A 20,846-nucleotide genomic window follows, 5' to 3' on the forward strand; every position below is an offset into this window, starting at 1 on the left:
AGAAAACGCGGCCTGCCGATGACAAAGCCGCGTTTTCTGTATTATCTATATTTGAAAAATATTTCTTTATTTCTTAGCAGCCGGGGCACTAAGCATTTCTTTGTATTTCACCGGATCATTCAGTATTTTCATCGCTTCCTTCAAACCGTCATCATCCTTCAACTGCTGGATTATAGTACCACGTTGATAATAATAACGCTTGATGATTTCAGTAGCAATCATTTTCTTTATGTCAGTAGAGAAATAATCCAAGTCACGGTCGAGATTATGATTCAACTTCTTCTCTAGTGCTTTAAACTCCTCTGAAGCATCATCCATATATCCTTCAAACTCGGCAGCTTCTTTCAACGTTTTCAGAATTTTCTCGCTCTGTTGGTCATACTTGAAGTCAGCTTTCTTCACCAATGCTTTAAAATCGTTATAATCAGCATCTGTCACCTCAAACTTCTCCGGAGCAACGATAGTGGGATGTTTCAAACAATACTGCGTTGCATAATCGAAAATCAGATTATCACGTACCAGATAGAATAGGATGTTCGGTAATTTCTCTTGTTTGATCGTAATATCCGGCATTACACCACCTCCGTCACGAACTTCACGTCCGGCAGCTGTATAGAATACCTTAGTTAAACTGTCGGGAATAGTGCCGACACTTCCGTCTTCATTGCGATGCTTGTAATCAATAGCCTGCACGCAACGGCCGCTCGGAATATAATATTTGGAGGTAGTCACTTTCATCGTTCCGCCATAAGGCAAAGAACGGGGAACCTGTACCAGTCCTTTTCCAAAAGTACGGTTACCAACGATAACAGCACGGTCGAGATCCTGCAAAGAACCTGATAAGATTTCAGAAGCAGAAGCCGTTCCGCTATTTACCAGTACGGCAATCGGAATATCCAAATCCAATGGTTCACGCAACGTTTTATAAGTGTTACTGGCCTGTTTGATTTTTCCTTTGGTCGTCACAATCACTTTTCCACGCGGCAAGAAATAATTCGCAATTTCTACTGCTTCATCCAGCAATCCACCGCCATTACTACGAAGGTCTATCACCAATGAAGTGGCTCCCTGTTTCTTCAAATCCAGCAGTGCTTTCTTAAATTCTTTGGAAGGGTTACCGGAAAAAGTACTAAGGCTGATGTAACCTATATTATTATCCAGTACGGCAGTATAAGGTATTGCCGGATTCTGAATAGACTCACGCACAATTGTGAACTCCATCGGTGTACGTCCGCCTTTCACATTCGGACGTTCAATCTTCAACTTAAAGCTGGTACCCGCCTGTCCGCGCAACATCTGACTGACTTCCGCATTATTCTTACCGGCAAGGTCTTTTCCGTCAATCTCCATCAGGATATCTCCCGCTTTCAGGCCGGCTTTTGCAGCTGGCGTTCCCTCGAAAGGTTCAGAAATCATCGAACGCTTTAGTTTTGTATTATAAGCAATGTAAGAACCTATACCACCAAATGATCCTTTAATCATCTGCTCCAACTCACTCTGGTCTTCTTCCGGATAATATTCCGTATAAGGGTCCAAGGTGTAAAGCATATTATCGATTCCTTCCCGAATCGTTTTATTCGGATCGATGGTATCTACATAGAACATATCCAGTTCTTTCACAATCGCGTTAAATATATCCAGATTCTTTGCAATCTGGAAATTACGGTCGTCTCCGCTCTTGAAACTAAAGAAAGCAACTGTGGCTATCACCGCTACTGCAACAATAGCTATTCGCCCGTTCAGCAATTTTTTCATACCTCTTTTTAATCTAAATGAGTCGTAAAAGTAGCTTAATCCTTTGTTATTCTGCCAGAATCCTGTTAATATTTAACTTAATTTCATCCCAGCGTTCCTGTGGGATCGTTGTTCCGATTACCTGAATAACATTTCCCGAGAGAATAGAACCTATTTTTGCACATTTATCTAACGAGTATCCACAGGTCAATCCATATAAGAATCCGGAAGCAAAATAGTCACCTGCACCGGTAGTATCCACCACTTTCTGAACCGGAATGGCCGAAACCTTTATTTCTTCTGTCCCTTTGCGGATATAAGAACCATTTGCCCCGACTTTTACAATAGCAATACTGCATTTCTTGGCAATCACTCTCAAAGCTTCCTCCGGCTCCTTACCGGTAAAGGCTTTTGCTTCTTCTTCGTTCGCAAAGACAATGTCGACATATTTGTTTATTAATAAAGAGAAGAACTCCAGATCATTGGCCACAATATTATAGCTAGCCATATCGAGACAAATCTGCAAACCTGCTTCTTTTGCCAGTTCAATGGCATGAAGAATCATTTCATGATCCTGAACGAGGTAGCCCTCTATAAACAGGTATGCGTAACCTTTAAACATATCCAGCGTCAGTTCTTCCGCCCTCAAAGAAGCGGCTGCTCCCAAATAGGTTCCAAAAGTGCGCTCCCCATCCGGCGAGATAAAAGTGGATGCCACACCGGAAGGTAGCCGGTCCGAGGTCAATAATTTGTCTTCAATCTTATTTTTCTGCAGATTTTCACGAAAAAAATCTCCATAATGATCATTTCCTACTTTTCCTATAAACCCGGTTGCGGCTCCCAAACAAGCCAGTCCAAGTATGGCATTTCCTGCCGATCCACCTGTCGCCAAATGGGTTTTCATCTGTGAGAATTTTGCGTTAATCTGCTGTAACTTAGCATCATCGATAAGTTGCATGCTTCCTTTGGGTAAACCCATTTCATTCAAGAGAGCATCATCCTTTAGGGTTGCAAGTACGTCTACCAAGGCGTTGCCTAATCCTATTATTTTGTCCATTACTAATATTTTTTTTGCAAAGATATTGCATATTTCAAAAAAACCTAGTACTTTTGCATCGCAATTGAGAAAAACATTCTTCCTTAGCTCAGTCGGTTAGAGCATCTGACTGTTAATCAGAGGGTCCTTGGTTCAAGTCCAAGAGGAAGAGCAAAGTTGAAAATCTTGATTGCAAACATTCTTCCTTAGCTCAGTCGGTTAGAGCATCTGACTGTTAATCAGAGGGTCCTTGGTTCAAGTCCAAGAGGAAGAGCAAAAAAAAGAGGTAAATCGGAAGATTTATCTCTTTTTTATTTCTCTGATCCAATGTTTTTCGGATTATATCGGAATTCTGGGTTCATGAATCATATTGAAAGCCTCTTTATTATTTATTCATTGCCTTCATATTTATTCCACCGTTGCCAACGTCAATATACTAATCCGTATATCTTCCACATCTACCAGACAGGAAGCACATGCCAGAGTGGTAGAACCGGTGGTCAACACATCGTCAACTATCAGTATGTGTTTCCCTGCAAGTGTTTCAGGATGTTGAAGTTCGAAGATACCTTCCACATTATCACGACGTTCAAATACCGATTTACGCGTTTGCGTTTCCGTATTTTTCTTACGCAATATAGAATCTGTATCAATAGGGATTCCTGTTACAGCAGCAATACCACGGGCAATCCACTCACTCTGATTATAACCACGGATTTGCTGTTTTTTCTTATGAAGCGGTATGGGGATTATCACATCAATTCCCTGAAAAAAATTGGAAGACAAAAGTTCGGCAGCCATATACCGCCCCATAATCACGCCTATTTCCTTTTGTCCGCCATATTTCAACCGATGAAGAATCAAGCGGAAGTCACTTCCTTTCTCATAAAAGAAAAAAGATGTAGCCCGTTCCAAAGGAATTTGTCCCCAGAAAAGCCGTTCTACCGGATTATCTTTCCGAAGATGATAATTAGTACGGGGTAGATTAATATTACATACTGTACAGATACATTCTTCACCCTTTGCTAACGGTCGGCCGCAAACAACGCAGCAACGAGGAAATAGCAAAGATAAGAATGAACTAAGCCAGTCTTTTATAAGAAGTGTGTGTTTCATAATAATAGAGATTTTAAGGTTGCAATGGCACTTACATATTCAACGGAGGAACTTCTGACAGGAGTTTCTGAAAGAAAGGATGAAGATTTCCGTTCGTTGCAATAATATGATGTCCTTCTATGAAATGATCTTCGCCATAAAAGTCAGTCACCTTTCCTCCCGCCTCCTGAACAATCAGTGCCGCTGCAGAATAATCCCATTTTCCGAGAAATGCTTCCATCCATGCATCAAAACGCCCAATAGCCACATAGCAGATTGCGGCAGCGGCCGAGCCATTCATGCGCATACCTCCCACTACCCCATAAAGTTGATCGACAAGATGAAGAGCAGTCTGTTTATATTGCAGATGATTATAAGGTAATTCTGTAATGACAAATGCATCTTTGATGTCCTCAACGTTCGACACATGAATTTCTTCGCCATTCATAAAAGCTTTTCCGCCTTTCCAGGCATAGAAGCATTCATTCCGGCAAACTTCATAAACGACCCCCAAAAGAAGTTCGGTACGGTTACGTAAGGCGATGGACACACAATAAGGAGCCTCATCATGAATATAATTCGTGGTTCCATCCAACGGATCAATCACCCAACAGTAGGGTTCATCCTGATAAGTAGCAGAGCCTTCTTCTGTGATGAATCCCGCTTCAGGCAGTAAAGCAGTAAGAGCTTTCACCACTCGCACTTCAGATTCTTTATCCACATAAGACACATAATCATGCGCATGTTTTTCTACCACACGTTCACGACGGAAGTTCTTTCGTTCTTCTTTCAAAAAATGTCCAACCTCTGTAGCAATCCGGCATACATCAGCTGTAAGTTGTTTTAAATCTAACATTCTATCTTTCGTAATTTAGGCAATCTACAAATCAATGCCAAAATTATTACTTTTTTTGATAGAAGTCAGAGTTTTCCCGGAAAAAGATAAGTAATTCCGTAGTATACTCCATTAAATTACTTTTGCACAGAAAATCTATATTCCGTAACGGAATAATATTTCTCATGAGGACGCAACACACAGGATGGAAATTCAGGATGATGTGGCGTGTCCGGATGATGGATGGTTTCCAATATCAGGCCACCATATTTCTGTTGTGGACCACCTTTGGCCACAATCTTTTCTGAAAGCCCGATACCGGTATAGATCAACAAGCCGGGCTCTGTAGTGTAAGTTTCTAATTGACGGCCACTTTGAGGTTCCGTGACAGTTGCAGCATAATGTAAATCTCCGTTATAATCACGAAGTATCCAATTGGCCGAATAGCCACCCATAAGTTTCATGTGTTCATTAGGAAAGTCGGCACGTTCTGCAAAACTGTGAGGAATACGAAAATCCAAAGGTCCTCCTATTACCGGTTCAACCGAAGCCGGCACATACCACGGAGTGTTTACCGTGACTGAATCCGCATTGATTTGTACGATATGACTTAAAACTGAACCTCCGTCATACCCCTGAAGGTTAAAATAGCAATGTTGCGACATATTAACGATAGTCGGCTGGTCGGTAACTGCCTCATATTCTATACGCCAAGTATTATCCGGGGTCCAGTAATAAGTGACTTTACAGTCCAAATTACCAGGATATCCCTCCTCTCCGTCAGGACTGCGACGAGTAAAAACAATGCCAAACGTATCAGAACAATTGACAGGTATCGCTTTCCACATGACACGATCAAATCCCTTCACACCACCGTGCAAATGTCCGGGATGTCCGTTTGGAGATTCATTGCACGAAAGTTGATACCGAACAGAATCAATCATAAAATCCCCGCCGGCAATACGGTTAGCATAACGTCCTAATAAAGCCCCGAAAAACCGCTCGGCTCCAGTCTCATAGTCCTTAAGATTTTCATATCCAAGCACTACATCCGCCATTTTTCCTTCCCGGTCCGGCACCATAATATTCGTCACACGACACCCATAGTCAATGACCTTGAATTGAGCCCCCGAAGCATTGGTCAGGGTATATTGAGTAACGGTATCACCATCTTGAGTAATACCATAAAATGTAGTTTTCACTCCAGGAATGACTTCACATTCCGCACAAGCAGTAACAAACACAGCTAAATACAAACAAGCAAAAAATCTATTCATCTGACATTCAATAGTAAAGAATAAATATTTTATCGAATAAACAGCCACAAAAATGCAAATGCAGAAGAAGATAAGAGCTCTCTTATTCGTTTGAGCGCAATGCTTATTTGTGTTTCTACTGTTTTCACAGAAATCCCGAGACGTTCGGCAATCTGCTTATAAGAAAGCCCCTCCTTCCGACTCAAGGAAAATATCTCCCTACATTTCTCCGGAAGCTGTTCTATTGCCTGATTCACCACCTTTACCAAAGCATCCATATCAAAACAATCTTTATATCTCCTTTCTTCCAGCTGCTGGTTAAACCAACTCTCTAATAACTGATGTCTATTTTCCTCATCACGAAGATAATTTAATACCCGATTTTTGGCAGCCCGGAAAAGGTATGTTTTGATATAAGTAATTTCAATGCAATCTTTATTTTCCCATAGTTTGAGAAATACTTCCTGAATAACATCTTCTATCACAGCTACATCATGCGTATAGAAGTTGAGAAAACAACAAAGTTGTTCATAATACGTATCATAATAATTTCGAAAGGCTTGAATATCCATTGTTCCCGGAGTTGTGTTTATCAGTCTCACAAATCTACAAAAAATAATCTTCTTTCGGAATACATTTTCATAAAGAGCACCATACTTTCAAAACACTTTCTAATACAAAAACCGAAATCACATTCATTACAATAAATAAAAACGCTAGCAATGACGTGAATCATACAGATTCCTTCTAACTGCAAATCCGTATGATTCCACGTCCAAACAAGCTTTACACAATCATTCAAAATTGTCTTTCTGAAAAAATATTCAGAGCATAAGGATCACTTACAGCTGCCTGCTCAATGTATTTCTGTGCCAGCTCTGTATCACCCATGTAGCGATAAGCCAAAGCAAGTAAATAACTATAATAAGCACATCTTTGTTGCACGGCACGATCGCAGTAACTTATAAAAAAAGGAGTAGTGGCAAAATAACCTGCATCAACAGCCTTTATTCCTTCTTTCCAGTCCTTCAATTTATAGTTGACAAGCATATCTCCTTTGAAGGAAATACCCGCTTCACGATAACAAAGCGCTTGATAAAAAGGCAGTTCCGGCAAGTTCATATTACTAAAATAGTCAATCTCAATACCCGTTATAAAATCAAAATTCTCTTTGGCTTTATCTTCTTGTCCCAAAGATTTTAGGCAGATTGCTTCATAATATTTAAATGGAACCAGTCTAACGATATTCCATAAACCTGCTCCCAAATTTTGAGGTAAAGTCTGCGCAGTCTTAAAACAATCAGCCGCTTCTTTCATCTTATTTTCTTTCATTAATCGACGCCCTTTCAGGAAATAAGCAAACATATACTGTTCAGCTACGGCATGTTCTCCGCCTTCAGCCGGAACAAAGTTACGCCCACAAAGAAGTTCTATTGCTTTATCCTCCTGTCCTGCCATATTATAAGCTCGCGCCCACTCAAGCATAATATCATCGCGACTGATTACAGCCTTATGATTATTAAGGAAAGAAATACGTTCAACTGGTGCGACTCCTAGCTTACCCATCACATAAACTGTTTCAAAAATCAGTTGTTCATCATCCGGCTTCAACGATAATGCCCGCTTCAATAACGGCAATACTTCACTTTTACGATTCATGTGTGAATAATAAGCGACAGCCAGATTTCGTGCGGCACGATAATCATTACCGGACAAGCTTTCCCAAAGAGTGACAGCATTTTCATAATGTCCTTTAGCATAAAGGGCACATCCCAACAGGAATTTAGCATTCTGATTACCTTGTTTCGCCCAATGAGATAAACTTTTCATTTCAATCCGCCGACTGGGGAAAGCGATTCCTTCCGTTGCCAAATCATCCGGAGAGCCACCTTTTATATCCGCGTATATAGCAGACAAACTAAAAACAAGAGGTTCCTGTGCTTGTAGCATTTCTATCAGGGAAACAGCCTCTTTTTTCAAATCAGCGACCAGCAAAGTTTCCATCAAATCGAGACACACCTGATTCTTATCCGTTCGTATTTTCTCCATAAAATCCCGGGCACTGATTTTACCAGTCAACACCCCGAAATAACGTGCCAAATGATTAAGTTTATCATTCGCTTCTACAGACAGAAATTGACGTTCAGATGCCTTTTTATCTCCTTGTAAATAAAAAGCATATATCATCAACGCATTGGCAACAACATTATCTTTATGATAAGCAATGGCAGTATTAAGATGCCGGACAGCCTTGTCATATTCTTGTTTACGAATATCAAGCATAGCGACATAAGTCATGGCAGAAGAAACATAAGCACTGCTCCATGCCGCTTTTTGGAAATAATCATAAGCCTTCTCCTGTTCATCGAATGCTAAATAAACATGTCCTAACAAATAGTATAGTTTCCCATTTTCAAGACGTGTATTGAACTGTGTCAACACTTTTTCCGCCCTCAAAAAATAGTCCAAGGCTTCACTATAAAAAGCATTACGTAATTTAGCCTCTCCTAAAGCGATCAATGCAGGAGCAAAATTAGGATCACGCTCAAGAGCTTCTTTGTAATAGCTCTCTCCCTTAGTGGCCGGATCACGATATTGATCCACATGCAAACCTTCAAGATACAATAAATGCGGACTTTCCACCTTCTTGAAATTCGGCATATCCTGCGTTGTATGAGGGATATTGAAAGTATCATGTTTCTTCACTGTATAAGACATTAAAACAGTTCCGTCATTAGCATCAACGTCTATTGAATACCCCAACTTCATTTTTACATCCGCAGGCAATATATATTCTTCTCTAGCTTTGATCGTAGCTTTTCCTGAATACAAAATCTGATTATCACCTTTGACCGTAATCTTCACATTACGAGTCTTATTCAGTTGCACTTTAATCGCATCCTTGACATATATAGCTCCTGTCGTGTTCGCAAAATCCGGAACCCCGATTTCTCCGATTGGGAACCAATATTGCGAGAAGGTTTTAGTCTCCATCGGTTCAAGCCATGTAAAATCCGGCTGATTGTCAGAATAGCTGCCTGCCATTAACTCACAATAGGCTCCATCTGTATCTGTGAGAGCATTTTCCCAAGACTGGGACAACTGATTGTAAGCCCACGTGAACATCTTCTTACCGGGTGATACGTGATGATCTCCGATGTGTACAACCCCACATTTTCTGCCCGTATCATAACCGCCAAAGAAATCATACTGTGATGCCGCACTAAAATAAGAGGTAGGCTGAATCGTATTCTTATGTTTGCTTATATCAACTGCACCGTCATAACGAATACCGTTAAATATTCCTGCCGCATTCGTTGCAACCGGATAAGTAGTAACCGAACGTTTGTAATGGAAAAAGACATGGCTTACATCATGCGGAAAAAATATTTCATAATTCTTATTTGAAGGTACGGCCACATTCTCCCACCATAAAAACGAATGTCTTAACGGTGTGATATTCGACAACTTGACTCTCGTTTCAAAGATAGACTCACCAGGATTAAGCACAATACCAACCATACCTTTCATACGGTCTGTCGGATCATGTTCCGAAACCCAAACGATCACTCCCCCGTCCGGCAATTTTTCTATCTCATAATCAGTAGGCATAAAAGACGAAGCTCGATGATGAAAAGGCCAGTTAAACTCCAGTCCACCCGAAATCCACGAACCCAATGCACCGATAAGAGCAGGTTTTATGACATGGTTCTTATAGAAAAAATCATATCCATTCGTTTTATCTTTGGCTGCATATATCTTTCCTCCAATTTCCGGCAATATTTGTAATTCCAAATATTCATTCTCTAATTTGATAAGCGTATACTCTTTATCCACTTTTTGTTCCCGATTCACTTTCAGAACAATTTTATTAGGATAAGGATTGCCGCTCGAACGCTGGTGTACCCGATTCTCGGCAAACATCGGCAGTTCTTCACGTTCCGGCTCTGTGTATGTCGGAATAGTGACCTTGCTTACAGACACCTTGACCGATTGCGCTTTTGCGCTTGTAGTGAGAAACAAAATCAAAAACAAAATATTGAAATATTTCATAAGTGCATGTATTATTATGATTAAAAAATATCTTTCATTTTACTCCATCCTGACGCAGCGGACAGATGCTGCAGAAGCACGGTCCATACCTGTAAAATTAAGATTTGCATTATTATAATAGAAGTAATAAGCTCCTGTTGTTCCGGGGTTACTGGTCCACTGATACCCCCGATATTCCTGATAAGCAATTTTATTAGCCCCCTTATCCAGATAGCCTCCTGTCGGAAAGTAAGAAGTTTGTACCCCATCAATCACAAACAGATGACCGTAATTAGTGTCACATTCCGTCTTTGAAGTAAAGGTAAATCCCTGATAACAGTTCTGATCAGGTACACAATAGCCTTCCGGACAGGGGTCATACACAGTCTTTACATTCTTAGTCAAACCATCAGAGTTTCCCCACAGTCCATTATTCCGCCATTCGTTGTGCCAATCATTTGCAGAGAAGATTCTTATATCAGGATTGGATATGGTATAACTCACAGTTCCCACTTCTGCAGAAGTGATTGCATTGGCAGTCAATTCCTTATTATCCACAGTCGTCGCACTCGAACGGACAATATCAAGCGGACGCGGGAACGGATCTTTTCGCCCCCATTGATACCATGTTCCATAAGCATTCTGGTCTTTAGGCGTAACAGAAGTTGCACCCAAATTACGATCCATCATTTTGAACGTTCCGCGTTCCTCATTCATATAGGTAAGATCCGAGACTTCACTCACCCAAACATGGAAGGACCATAAGTTCTTGCCCGATGCATCCTGAATAGCCACAAGTGCATTCCCTTTCACGCCACTTACGGGAACTCTCAAAATCGTTCCTTCCAATGTAGGAACAGCAGAAAGGACATTTCCCGATGAAGACGAATTAGTTTGTGTCCACACAACAGTTGCAGATACAGCTTTATCTACTACTTCCCCAGCGACATTCACTCTTGGACGATTTTCATAGGTATAATCTCCTGCCAACGAATAATAAGGTGTGACATCTATTTCAAGCATTCCGGCAGATGCTGTACAATAACAATTTGCCTTACCATAATACAACGTCACAGGCAATAACTTCATTGGTTTGACAACTCCGGCTTCAATAGCGAACGCCCCCGGAGTCACTTGTTCGTAAATCCGTCCGGCAGCATCAGTTATGACAAAAGTCAGCCCTTTGGTATAATTTACTGCAGGAAGAAATAAAACAAAGTCTGTATGGCCCGAGGGGTTATTATCTGCGGAAAGAGGTACGCTTGTATCACAAGTAATCAATGCAGCAGTCGCAGCAGAAGAAGTGGAAGACTTCCGAAGTGATACGATTCCATCCGCTACATTGACATCAGCTATATCGGCCAGTAGTTCTCCGTCATTACCATGTACAGCTACAGACTTAATGCTAATCCCCATCATTTGATAATCATTTAGTTGTAACCGTACTCCGCCACACAGATTCTTAAAAGAAAAGGCTTCACCATCAGAGGCTGCTACCATCGGCAAAGATGAGATTTCACTGTCAGCATTGAACGCACCCATCCATTTCTGTCCGGCAAGTGCCGAAAAGTCAACAGCAAGTGTCGTACCTTCAAGTTGACTGCTTGACGCAGCTGACGCCGGATAAACGGCATATCGGACTGCATCATCCACAGAATCGTCTACCGGATCAAAAACAGCTGTACGAACTCCATTAGCTACAGTAGCATAAACAGTACCATTGGGTGTTGAAGCTCCGAATAACCGTATTTCATCATTTTGATTCCAAACCACATTCATTGATGCATTGAGCGATGTGCGTGTTGTGGTGGCGACGGAACAAATTGCCGTAATGGATTTCCCTCCTCCGTTTATAATTGGTTCTGGGGAAAACGCCTCATCATCAGTTTGTATGCAACTACCTAATGATAAACTAACCACCAAAAGAATCTGGATTTTATTTTTTTTCATGGTCTCACAAATTTAAAATGTTATCATTATTTCCATGTACCTTCCGTATCGTCATTATTCCAGGACGGTCCTGTACCGATATCTCCTTCTCCTGGTAGAGGTTCAGGATCTGTAGCTGCCTTTAGAACAACCGGCAACCATTTTTCATAATTCGTAGCAGTCAGTCCGCTGAAAGTATCGCTGCCATTCTGATCGTATAACGTAGCATTAAACATCAGACGGTCGGCTACCACTCGGAGCAAAGTCCGCGGAATAGCAATCTCAGCTATATATCCCTTATCAGCTGCCGTATCACCAAAAGTTCCATAAACTGCGGTTTTACAAGTTACCGAAGAAAGGCTGCATTTAATCGTATGCTGAACAGCATCCGGAATAAGTGAAATTTTAAGAGGCGTACCGGTGGCATCTCCGCCTTGGAAAACTAGTTCCATATTATCCTCTGTGGTCAGATCTTTATCAAGACGTTCCACCAGACAATATACATTCTCTGCATCATACGCGAAACGGAACACAGCTTGTGTAGTGGACACACTACCAATAAATAATGCATCACTAACCGCACTCCAATCCGAATTATCAGCATCTATCACCGGTGTCATTTCGACAGCATTGATCCGGTGATTCAGGACAAACTGTCCAATCTGAATACGGGCAGCATTTTTATTCTCGCTATTGACAAAAGTAGCGGGCATAGCAGCCACCAACGTATGCGGATCAATAATTTCCGTTGCTCCCCAATATCCTTTTCCACTGAACGGCTGATAAATTTCTCCCCATTGTGAAGCCTCCGTATTACCCACTTGCATGGTAAAAAGAGAAGAAGCATTGTACGACAAAACAGTCTCTCCGGAAGGAAATTGCGCCAGATAAGGCGCTGCAGCCTTTTGCACAAAATTGAGTTTACGGTCCGAAGGACCTACTTCATCCCCAGTCAATGGAGCCGAAGCCCAATTGTCTGAATTCCACGCCATTGAAATATGATAAACATCTCCTTCATCCCTGAAACGTGTTTCTGTAGCCACCGCAATCTTCGTTGAATTGTTCAATTCGCGAGCAGAAGGCATCTGATCGGAATAAATTTGCTTACCCGAACCATCTATAGCCAATCCGGTCTTTTGACGAATCACCTTTCCGACAGTAGTCCATGTCCGCCCATTATCCATAGAACGCAGCATAGCAGTTCCTGAGTCCCCAGTGAGAGGCTCACTATCAGTAAAATACAACTGTATTTCACCCGAACGTAGTTGCAATGCATAAGGCTCCCAAGTCGTCCCCTGATAAATAATTTGGGCAGTTGACCAAGAACGTCCGTTATCAGAAGAGCGCCTCATCATAATACCATTACTCTGCGGATCGAACCTGTATCCTTGGTTCAAGCGGAAGGAGGCAAATGCTAAAATATCTTTATTTGCCAAAACCACTGCATCACATGATGAGAAACAGCGAGTATCACTGGCCCCCGAGCTTTGCTGGGCGCTTTCACTCTGGAACAAAGGAGTGGATGCATTCTGCCATGTAATCAGGTTAGTACTCAAAGCATAATAGACATTCCAAGCCTGCGGCCCTTGTTGGTATAATAGCAAATAAGACCCGTCGCCCAGTTTCTTGATACGGGGATAAAGAGCGTTCACAGCCGAGAGTGCCGGACTTTCCAAAGTCAGCAACCGTCGATAATCCAGTTCGAGAGAACTGTTTTCCCATTCGTCCGCATGAGAATTTATAGCTGTATTTTCACTCTTATTGAGTGACTGGATAGAAGTTATTTCTCCTGTGACCGGTTCCGGACCAGGATTTGAATTCGGACGTGGATTAGGCCACTCATCTGTTGAAGTATAAGACGTACAAGCGACAAGAAGTCCCATCGCTGTTACCAAAAGGTATTTATGAGTATTTAGTTTTTTCATCATATTCGTTCTTTTATTATTCAATCCGTTAACGATCCGCTTGAAGTCATACTTTTGATAAAATCAACTTCATGTTGACTATAAGGTGTGCCATCCAAACGAAATATATCATGAAACCACACTGCAGGTTCCGGATCACCAGCCTTGCTTGACCACTGCAAATGGAAATTACATTTACCGGCTGTCAATCCCCAACTGATAGCACCTACCTTCTCACGTTTAAGAATCGGCATAATCTCTTCAAAAGTTGAACGGGGACGTCCCATATACTCTTGGCAAATCACAGGACGGTCAAACTGTTTCATAAAAGCAATAAATTTTTCCATCTCTTCAGGACCATAATAACAATGGAAGGTCATAACGTCACAGTTTTCGCCTAAAAAACTGATAATGGGCAGGTTGCTTCGTGTACCGTGTCCACCGGGGTAAATCCAAATCGGAGATGAAAGTGGTTGTGAAGGATTCACCTCACGCGCCCAACGAAATACTTCGCGCAACAATGGCATACTACGTGCTTTCTGTTTAAAATTTTCCGGTTCATTATACAGGCACCACAATAAGATACGATCATCTGCTTTAAATGTACTCATCACATCCTTGACGTAGCGTTCCAAACGTGGATATGTTGAAGGATCATTGACAGACGGCGCTCCAGGACTCTGTATCCATTGAGAGTTGTGAACACCTTGTACGGAAGCTGGCTGTACACCTAATTTAGGATTTTCAAAACGCCCGCCATTCGTAAAGAAAGTGACAATAGCCTGCATTCCATGTTTTTGACAGATGCCCAAGAATGCATCCAACCGTTGTTTAAACCCATCAGGATCCGCTTCCCATACCATATCATGCAGGAATATACGTACCGTATTGAATCCGAGTTCCTCTGCACGCCCCAGTTCCAGTTCTATGGTCTTCGGATCGAAAGTTTCTTTTTGCCACATCTCAAATTGATTGATGGCCGTAGCAGTGACGTAATTAATGCCTACCGGCCACTTTTGCGATGCGTACCATGCGTTTGCTTTTTCTGTCGACCATCTTTCAACCTGCTGCGCACAACCAGTCGTTGCCAATAAGAAAAAGATTGTTGCAATTAATATATTTAATCTATTCATAAGATATCAAGTTAATAAGTTGTTAATAACCGGGATTCTGATCCTTCGTCGGGTCTAATGCCATATTATAATTAAATTCATCTGTCGGAATGGGCCACCAATAAGCCGCATCTCCTACTTCCGACAGGGACGAAATACGCCCGGCTGCCAAAGCTGCTTCGGCTAGTTTTCCACAACGTTTCAGATCATTATAGCGTTTACCTTCAAAAATCGTTTCATAACCGCGTTCCTGCAATACCAACGCAAGAAAAGCATCTTTACTTGCATAATCGGCCAGTTTGAAGTCTGAAGGAGAAGCCTGTGCCGGCTTCTGCCCGTAAGCACGCCTCCGCACCATATTCAGCTTCTCCATGGCATCGTCAGTGGGAGCCCCCTTCCAACGGCAAACAGCTTCTGCATAATAAAGCAAAATATCAGCATAGCGATACACAGGGTTGTCATTGGGAGTTGCACTGTTTCCTGTCCACTCCGGGTCTCTGAATTTCGAGCAGATCATACCTGTTTTGGTCAACGCATTTAATGTTCCGTTCTGTGTCTGCTTATATAATCCAAACTGATATCGTAAATCATTCTGATCCCAGTTTTGAATAAATTTATTTTTCTGATAGTCGGTATAGATTCCTACAGCCCCCATATTCATAAAAGGATTCGGTTTACAGAGATACATGTAACCTATTGTCGACCCACTATCACGATTGTACTTCATATAAAAAATCTCTTCGGAAGTGGCATTGGCTGTATGACCGTAAAGATCAATGAAATCATCAGCCTTACCAACTTCAACCAGCGAATAACGCTTGGACGAGATAATCAGACCAGCCGCTTCTGCAGCTTCTTCGTAACGACCGGCATAGAGGCAAGCTTCTGTTTTCAAAGCCAATGCAGCATAACGCGAAGGACGTCCGGCAGCCTTGGCCACTTCCGGTAGATTTGCCACTGCATAATCAGCTTCATCAATCACAAATTTCCAGATATCAGCTTCAGGGGTACGAGGCTTATTAAAATCATTCATATTCCGCTCGTCGAAGAAAGGTACGGCTCCCCAGTTCCGTGCCAGCCACGAATAGGCAAATGCACGCAGGAAACGTGTTTCTCCGGTAAGATTGTTATATTCCTGTTGGGAGAGCGTAGCGTTACCTATGCCATCAAGAATATTATTTGCAAAACGGATGGCACGATACAACACAGCCCAGCTATCTTTTGAGAAGCCAACTCCGCCACTAGTGAGTCCTGTGTCATAAGCTGTCGCATAGTTACCTCTTCCTATACAGTAATCTGCCAATCCCTCTTCCAGAACAATCAGATAACGACTGAATCCCGCATCACGACGGAGCTGAAAATAAATGGAGTTGATAACACTCTCTACCTCTCCGGCATTTGCCATAAAAGTCGTCGCATCAACTTTCTTCGGACGCTCTTCCAAAGCGCCCATATCTTCACAAGATGTATTCATTGCCAATATCATAATAAAAGCGGCAATATATATCAATAATTTTTTCATAAGACATCAGTTTTTACATGTTAGAAAGTGAGTCGGCATCCAAGTGTATAAGTACGGGCACTGGGATAACAATACGAATCTACCCCCTGAATCATCGAGCTTCCGCCGCCATTGGCATTAATATCCGGATCCCAGAAAGGATAGCTCGTAATAGTAAATAGGTTTTGGGCACTCACATAGACACGGGCACGTTTGATGAATTTACTACGGGCGCAAGGCACGTCGTAAGCTAACTCTAAATTTTTCAATCTCACGAAACTTCCGTCATAAACAAAGCGATCGGACATCTTATAAGAAGTCTGATCCAAATTAGGATATTTTGCGGTAGGGTTTTCAGGCGTCCAGTGATTATAATATACCTCACGCAACGTATTACCATTATATCCATAATCATAAGCTTGGGCAGCCATACTAAGCGAATATATATCATTACCTATTGAACTTTGCAAAAAGGCACTTAGCGTAAAGCCTTTATAACTGACGGAAGTCGTTAAATTCACCAGAAAATCGGGATTAGGATCACCTATTATGGTCTTATCTGCCGCCGTAATAGCAGGGTCGTCATCCATATTCTTATACACAATATGACCATTCTCGTCATATCCATCTTCAACATATCCATAGAAAACATACATCGGTTCACCAACGCGCATCAGATTAAGCTGATCTTTCAAAATGGTGTTATCCAGTTCACCTCCAAAAATATCCTTATCTTCTGAAAGGACTAACACTTTACTCCGATTGAGCGAGAAATTGACACCTAAATCCCATTTCACGGTACGATCGATAATCCGTCCGTCAAGCTGCAGTTCAAACCCCGAGTTACGAATCGAACCTATATTACGCAAAGCGGTAGTATATCCACTTGAACGGGGCATCTCCACATTATTCAGCAAATCGGTAGTTTTCTTCCGGTAATAATCGGCAGTCATACGCAACCGGTTATTAAATAAGGCAAGATCAATCCCCATATTAAACTGCGAAGTAGTTTCCCATTTCAAATCACCAGTGTAGGTATCGGACGGAACATAAGCCACGACCGTATTTTTATCAAATACAACATTTTCCGTTCGCAGTGTATTCTGGGTAGAATATGGTGAAATGGCAGTACTTCCGGTCACCCCATAACTCATACGCAACTTCAAGTCCGAAAGCCACTCCACATCACGCAGAAAAGACTCTTGCGAAAGTCGCCAGGCAACTGCTGCCGACGGGAAATATCCCCATTTGTTACCTTTACTATAGCGAGACGAACCGTCGGCACGAAGACTGGCTGTCAGCAGATAACGATCAGCATAGTTATAATTGACACGTCCCAAAAATGAAAACAAACGCCAGTTTGAATAACCGGATGTCGGTAAACCCTTGACAGCAGCCGCATCCATATCGTAGCTCTCCGTCACATCACTTAAAAAGCCTTCGGCCGTCCCTGTGCCCGCTGTCTTCGAGGTACTTTGTTCATAAGTAAAACCACCCATAACACTTAAATGATGTTTCTTCAAAAAAGTCTTGTTATAGGTTATGATGTTATTACTCGTTATGTCGACCGTTTCTCCGAATGTAATGGAAGCTGCTCCTTGCGAATTAGGATACAACAATGACTTATAATAATCTTTGCGGTTTTGGTTATTATTAACATTGGCAGACAGTTGAATTGTCAATCCGTCAATCGGCTTTATAGTCAAAGAAGCATTTGCCATAATACGGTTGGCATACCATTTATTATCCACTTCATTCACATACGCCAACGGATTTACCGGCGCAATCGGCTGCGTTTGAAAGTCATTCCAGGTTCCGTCGTCATAATGAGGGGTTGCCGTAGGCGGCAAGATTAGTGTAGAACCAATAACAGATGTTCCACGACTACCTCCCTGCGAGTTCATCTGGTTATGATTCGAACGGCTAAAAATCAAATTACTCGAAACTGTTACATATTTCGAGATATGATAATTCAAGCTGGAACGAATAGACATACGTTTATATCCGCTCTCTTTCACAATTCCCTGCTGATCGAAATAACTGGCCCCTAACGTACCCTGAACTTTCTCCGTACCACCCGAAATATTAATGGAGTGGTCGGTAACAAGTGCATTACGAAACAATTCCCGTTGCCAGTTGGTACTATGCAGAGTCGATTTGATTTCTTCATCGGTATATATCGTGGGCTGGTTATTGATAGCTGCCTTTTCATTCAGATAGTTCATATACTCCCACGCATCCAATAAATCAAGTTCCTTAGCCAGACTCTGTACACCGAAACTTGCATTATATTCTACTGTAATCTTACCTTCTTTGGCTTGTTTAGTTGTAATCAGAATAACTCCATTAGCTCCGCGTGATCCATAAATAGCTGTTGCGGACGCATCTTTCATCACTTCAACCGATTCAATATCGGCGGTATTAATCATATTGATATCTCCGGGAAAACCATTAATAATCCAAAGCGGTTCATTATCTCCCCGGATCGAATTGGAACCGCGCACTCTTACCTGTATTCCGGCTCCCGGTTGACCATTTGTCTGCTGAATCTGTACCCCCGACACACGGCCCTGTAAGGCTGATGCAACGGAAGTATTAGCATATTCAGTAATAATATCACCTTTAACGGAAGCTATAGAACCGGAAAGATCCCGTTTACGCTGTACGCCATAGCCTACCACAACCACTTCGTCCAGCGTCTCCGTATCCTCTTCAAGGATGAAATTCAGCGAACGTGTTCCTCCTGTCACTTTTTTACTTTGCGACACATATCCAATAAATGTCACATCAATGGTCGCATTTTCAGGAATGTTCTGCAGTTCAAATTTCCCATTAAAATCAGTAACTGTACCGTTAGTAGTACCTTTTACCAATACGCTTGCACCGATGACAGCTTCTCCCTGTTCATCTTTCACCACTCCCGAGACAATCCGGCTGGTTTTTGTCTGAATCTTTTGTAAAACAATCTGTTTCCCTACTATTTCATATAAAATATCACTTTTATCAAAAGCCTGTTTCAATATATCGGAAAGATATTGGGAACCTCCTTTCAAGGAAACAACACGTGACAGAGGGATGGAATTGTCAAATACAAAAGTATAATCTGTCTGTTTCTCAACTTCTTGTATCAGATTCTTCAAAGTTATCTGTTTGGCAGCAATATTGACTTTACTGTTTTTTTGTGCCCATAAAGAAGGACAAGAAAGCAGGCTGACCAAAACAAGAATGCTACATAATATTTGTTTCAGCTTTAACATTGTAAACTCATTTAAGGTTAAATAAAGGAATTAATTATTACCTTTGTCTGCGTAAAGCAAGGCTATACCTGTGCTATCCGTTTTACGGACAACATACACACGCAGGTTTTGCTCTTAGGACGTGGAAGATGGCACTCTTCTGCGTCCTTTCTATTCTTCGACTACTTTCTTCCGGTTATGCGCACCTCCTCCCCATTAATAGTGTATGCAATTGGAGTCACCCGGTTAACTATCTCAAGCATCTCTCGTAGAGATTCTGTTTTAATTGTCATCCAGTATCGTTTATTCTCCTGCACATTATGTAATTGAATTTTCACACCGTACCACCTTTCCATTTTCCTGACTACATCCGTTAAACTTTCATTCTCTATTTTCAATTTACCCAAACGCCACACAGACTCTATTTCAGCATCACAAGCCGCCAACTTACATTTCTCTACCCCTTGCATGGGGATGATAGCTTTTTGATTGGGTTTCATATCTGCCAGCAATTTGTCCGTTGCAGCTGAAACAACCGTCACATGCCCTCGAAGCAATACAACTTCCAATTCGGAGTTGTCTCCATATCCATTAATATCGAATGCAGTACCATGAACCAACACTTTTACATCACCAACCGAAACATCAAATAGTTTTTCACTGTCTCGTACTACATCAAAAAAAGCTTGTCCATTCAATTTTACAGAACGGCGATCTTTCGCATAATCCGTCGAATAGCTTAATGTGGAACCTGAATTCAACCAAACCTTGGTACCATCCGGCAGACTAACCTCCGCCTTTTGACCAACAGGAGCTGTAAATGAAACCAATTTTACCTCTTCCTCTTCTTTTGGGAAAAGTGTAGAAAGTGAAAATCCCAGCACTAATGCTAATATAGCTGCAACACCTACAGTACGATATAATAAACGGCGAGTATACATCTTTACAGGTTTTGCCAAACGCAGGTTATCCATAATTTTTCCCCATACCTGTTCTTTATCAGGAATCACCGTATTCAAATCTGCATGAGCGATTTGCCAACTTTCACATAACTCCTGAAACTCTTGTTCATGTCCAATATCGGCATTCCGCCATTTCACGAGTTGTTTCTCCTCCTGCAATGAAGCTGTTCCCGATAAATATTTGGTTATGATAATATAAATGTCTTCCATATCA

The 20,846-nt window shown here is 41.7% G+C and carries 13 protein-coding genes and 2 tRNA genes; 2 read left to right on the plus strand and 13 right to left on the minus strand.

From position 1 onward, the window contains the following. Positions 1-66: 66 nt before the first annotated feature. Together I2I04_RS17540 and I2I04_RS17545 are read right to left on the minus strand one after the other, a co-directional pair. On the minus strand, positions 67-1,755 hold the full coding sequence (locus tag I2I04_RS17540; protein ID WP_143259228.1) for a S41 family peptidase: 1,689 nt from the start codon (positions 1,753-1,755) through the stop codon (positions 67-69). 46 nt (positions 1,756-1,801) lie between these two features. Beyond that, on the minus strand, positions 1,802-2,791 hold the full coding sequence (locus tag I2I04_RS17545; protein WP_143259229.1) for an adenosine kinase: 990 nt from the start codon (positions 2,789-2,791) through the stop codon (positions 1,802-1,804). Positions 2,792-2,868: 77 nt separating this feature from the next. On the opposite strand from I2I04_RS17545, the gene I2I04_RS17550 reads away from it, so the two are divergent. Next, a tRNA-Asn gene (locus tag I2I04_RS17550) sits at positions 2,869-2,942 on the plus strand. Between the two features lie 28 nt (positions 2,943-2,970). Continuing rightward, positions 2,971-3,044, plus strand: a tRNA-Asn gene (locus I2I04_RS17555). 134 nt (positions 3,045-3,178) lie between these two features. Here I2I04_RS17555 and I2I04_RS17560 read toward each other — a convergent pair. The 11 genes from I2I04_RS17560 to I2I04_RS17610 all read right to left on the minus strand — a co-directional run bounded on the left by I2I04_RS17560 (position 3,179) and on the right by I2I04_RS17610 (position 20,842). After that, complete coding sequence (locus tag I2I04_RS17560) at positions 3,179-3,886, minus strand: ComF family protein (protein ID WP_195655507.1); 708 nt, start codon at positions 3,884-3,886, stop codon at positions 3,179-3,181. A gap of 31 nt (positions 3,887-3,917) precedes the next feature. After that, a complete protein-coding gene (locus tag I2I04_RS17565; protein ID WP_195470701.1) occupies positions 3,918-4,721 on the minus strand; it encodes an inositol monophosphatase family protein in 804 nt (267 codons plus the stop codon). Positions 4,722-4,837: 116 nt separating this feature from the next. Beyond that, on the minus strand, positions 4,838-5,977 hold the full coding sequence (locus I2I04_RS17570; RefSeq protein ID WP_143259232.1) for an aldose epimerase family protein: 1,140 nt from the start codon (positions 5,975-5,977) through the stop codon (positions 4,838-4,840). A gap of 29 nt (positions 5,978-6,006) precedes the next feature. Further along, on the minus strand, positions 6,007-6,528 hold the full coding sequence (locus I2I04_RS17575) for an RNA polymerase sigma-70 factor (protein ID WP_143259308.1): 522 nt from the start codon (positions 6,526-6,528) through the stop codon (positions 6,007-6,009). 226 nt (positions 6,529-6,754) lie between these two features. Then, positions 6,755-10,009: a DUF5107 domain-containing protein gene (locus tag I2I04_RS17580; protein WP_195655508.1), complete on the minus strand. Its 3,255-nt coding sequence runs from the start codon at positions 10,007-10,009 to the stop codon at positions 6,755-6,757. A gap of 39 nt (positions 10,010-10,048) precedes the next feature. Further along, positions 10,049-11,938, minus strand: a complete 1,890-nt coding sequence (locus tag I2I04_RS17585; RefSeq protein ID WP_195655509.1) for a hypothetical protein — start codon at positions 11,936-11,938, stop codon at positions 10,049-10,051. 26 nt (positions 11,939-11,964) lie between these two features. Further along, a complete protein-coding gene (locus tag I2I04_RS17590) occupies positions 11,965-13,842 on the minus strand; it encodes a hypothetical protein (RefSeq protein WP_195655525.1) in 1,878 nt (625 codons plus the stop codon). Between the two features lie 20 nt (positions 13,843-13,862). Then, the gene (locus I2I04_RS17595) at positions 13,863-14,954 is read right to left on the minus strand and encodes a cellulase family glycosylhydrolase (protein WP_143259235.1); all 1,092 of its coding nucleotides are present in this window, start codon (positions 14,952-14,954) and stop codon (positions 13,863-13,865) included. A 22-nt stretch (positions 14,955-14,976) separates the two neighbouring features. Beyond that, positions 14,977-16,455: a RagB/SusD family nutrient uptake outer membrane protein gene (locus tag I2I04_RS17600; protein ID WP_143259236.1), complete on the minus strand. Its 1,479-nt coding sequence runs from the start codon at positions 16,453-16,455 to the stop codon at positions 14,977-14,979. Between the two features lie 20 nt (positions 16,456-16,475). Beyond that, complete coding sequence (locus tag I2I04_RS17605; protein ID WP_143259237.1) at positions 16,476-19,691, minus strand: SusC/RagA family TonB-linked outer membrane protein; 3,216 nt, start codon at positions 19,689-19,691, stop codon at positions 16,476-16,478. 161 nt (positions 19,692-19,852) lie between these two features. Beyond that, on the minus strand, positions 19,853-20,842 hold the full coding sequence (locus I2I04_RS17610) for a FecR family protein (protein ID WP_143259238.1): 990 nt from the start codon (positions 20,840-20,842) through the stop codon (positions 19,853-19,855). Positions 20,843-20,846 lie beyond the last annotated feature (4 nt).

Origin of the sequence: Bacteroides sp. 1001136B_160425_E2 (assembly GCF_015559655.1) — a bacterium.
Lineage (GTDB): Bacteria > Bacteroidota > Bacteroidia > Bacteroidales > Bacteroidaceae > Bacteroides > Bacteroides luhongzhouii.

What these genes read in the sequence shown, in the direction of transcription:
- I2I04_RS17540 (WP_143259228.1), bottom strand. Translation starts at nt 1,755, where the DNA reads ATGAAAAAATTGCTGAACGGGCGAATAGCTATTGTTGCAGTAGCGGTG.
- I2I04_RS17545 (WP_143259229.1), bottom strand. Translation starts at nt 2,791, where the DNA reads ATGGACAAAATAATAGGATTAGGCAACGCCTTGGTAGACGTACTTGCA.
- I2I04_RS17560 (WP_195655507.1), bottom strand. Translation starts at nt 3,886, where the DNA reads ATGAAACACACACTTCTTATAAAAGACTGGCTTAGTTCATTCTTATCT.
- I2I04_RS17565 (WP_195470701.1), bottom strand. Translation starts at nt 4,721, where the DNA reads ATGTTAGATTTAAAACAACTTACAGCTGATGTATGCCGGATTGCTACA.
- I2I04_RS17570 (WP_143259232.1), bottom strand. Translation starts at nt 5,977, where the DNA reads ATGAATAGATTTTTTGCTTGTTTGTATTTAGCTGTGTTTGTTACTGCT.
- I2I04_RS17575 (WP_143259308.1), bottom strand. Translation starts at nt 6,528, where the DNA reads ATGGATATTCAAGCCTTTCGAAATTATTATGATACGTATTATGAACAA.
- I2I04_RS17580 (WP_195655508.1), bottom strand. Translation starts at nt 10,009, where the DNA reads ATGAAATATTTCAATATTTTGTTTTTGATTTTGTTTCTCACTACAAGC.
- I2I04_RS17585 (WP_195655509.1), bottom strand. Translation starts at nt 11,938, where the DNA reads ATGAAAAAAAATAAAATCCAGATTCTTTTGGTGGTTAGTTTATCATTA.
- I2I04_RS17590 (WP_195655525.1), bottom strand. Translation starts at nt 13,842, where the DNA reads ATGAAAAAACTAAATACTCATAAATACCTTTTGGTAACAGCGATGGGA.
- I2I04_RS17595 (WP_143259235.1), bottom strand. Translation starts at nt 14,954, where the DNA reads ATGAATAGATTAAATATATTAATTGCAACAATCTTTTTCTTATTGGCA.
- I2I04_RS17600 (WP_143259236.1), bottom strand. Translation starts at nt 16,455, where the DNA reads ATGAAAAAATTATTGATATATATTGCCGCTTTTATTATGATATTGGCA.
- I2I04_RS17605 (WP_143259237.1), bottom strand. Translation starts at nt 19,691, where the DNA reads ATGTTAAAGCTGAAACAAATATTATGTAGCATTCTTGTTTTGGTCAGC.
- I2I04_RS17610 (WP_143259238.1), bottom strand. Translation starts at nt 20,842, where the DNA reads ATGGAAGACATTTATATTATCATAACCAAATATTTATCGGGAACAGCT.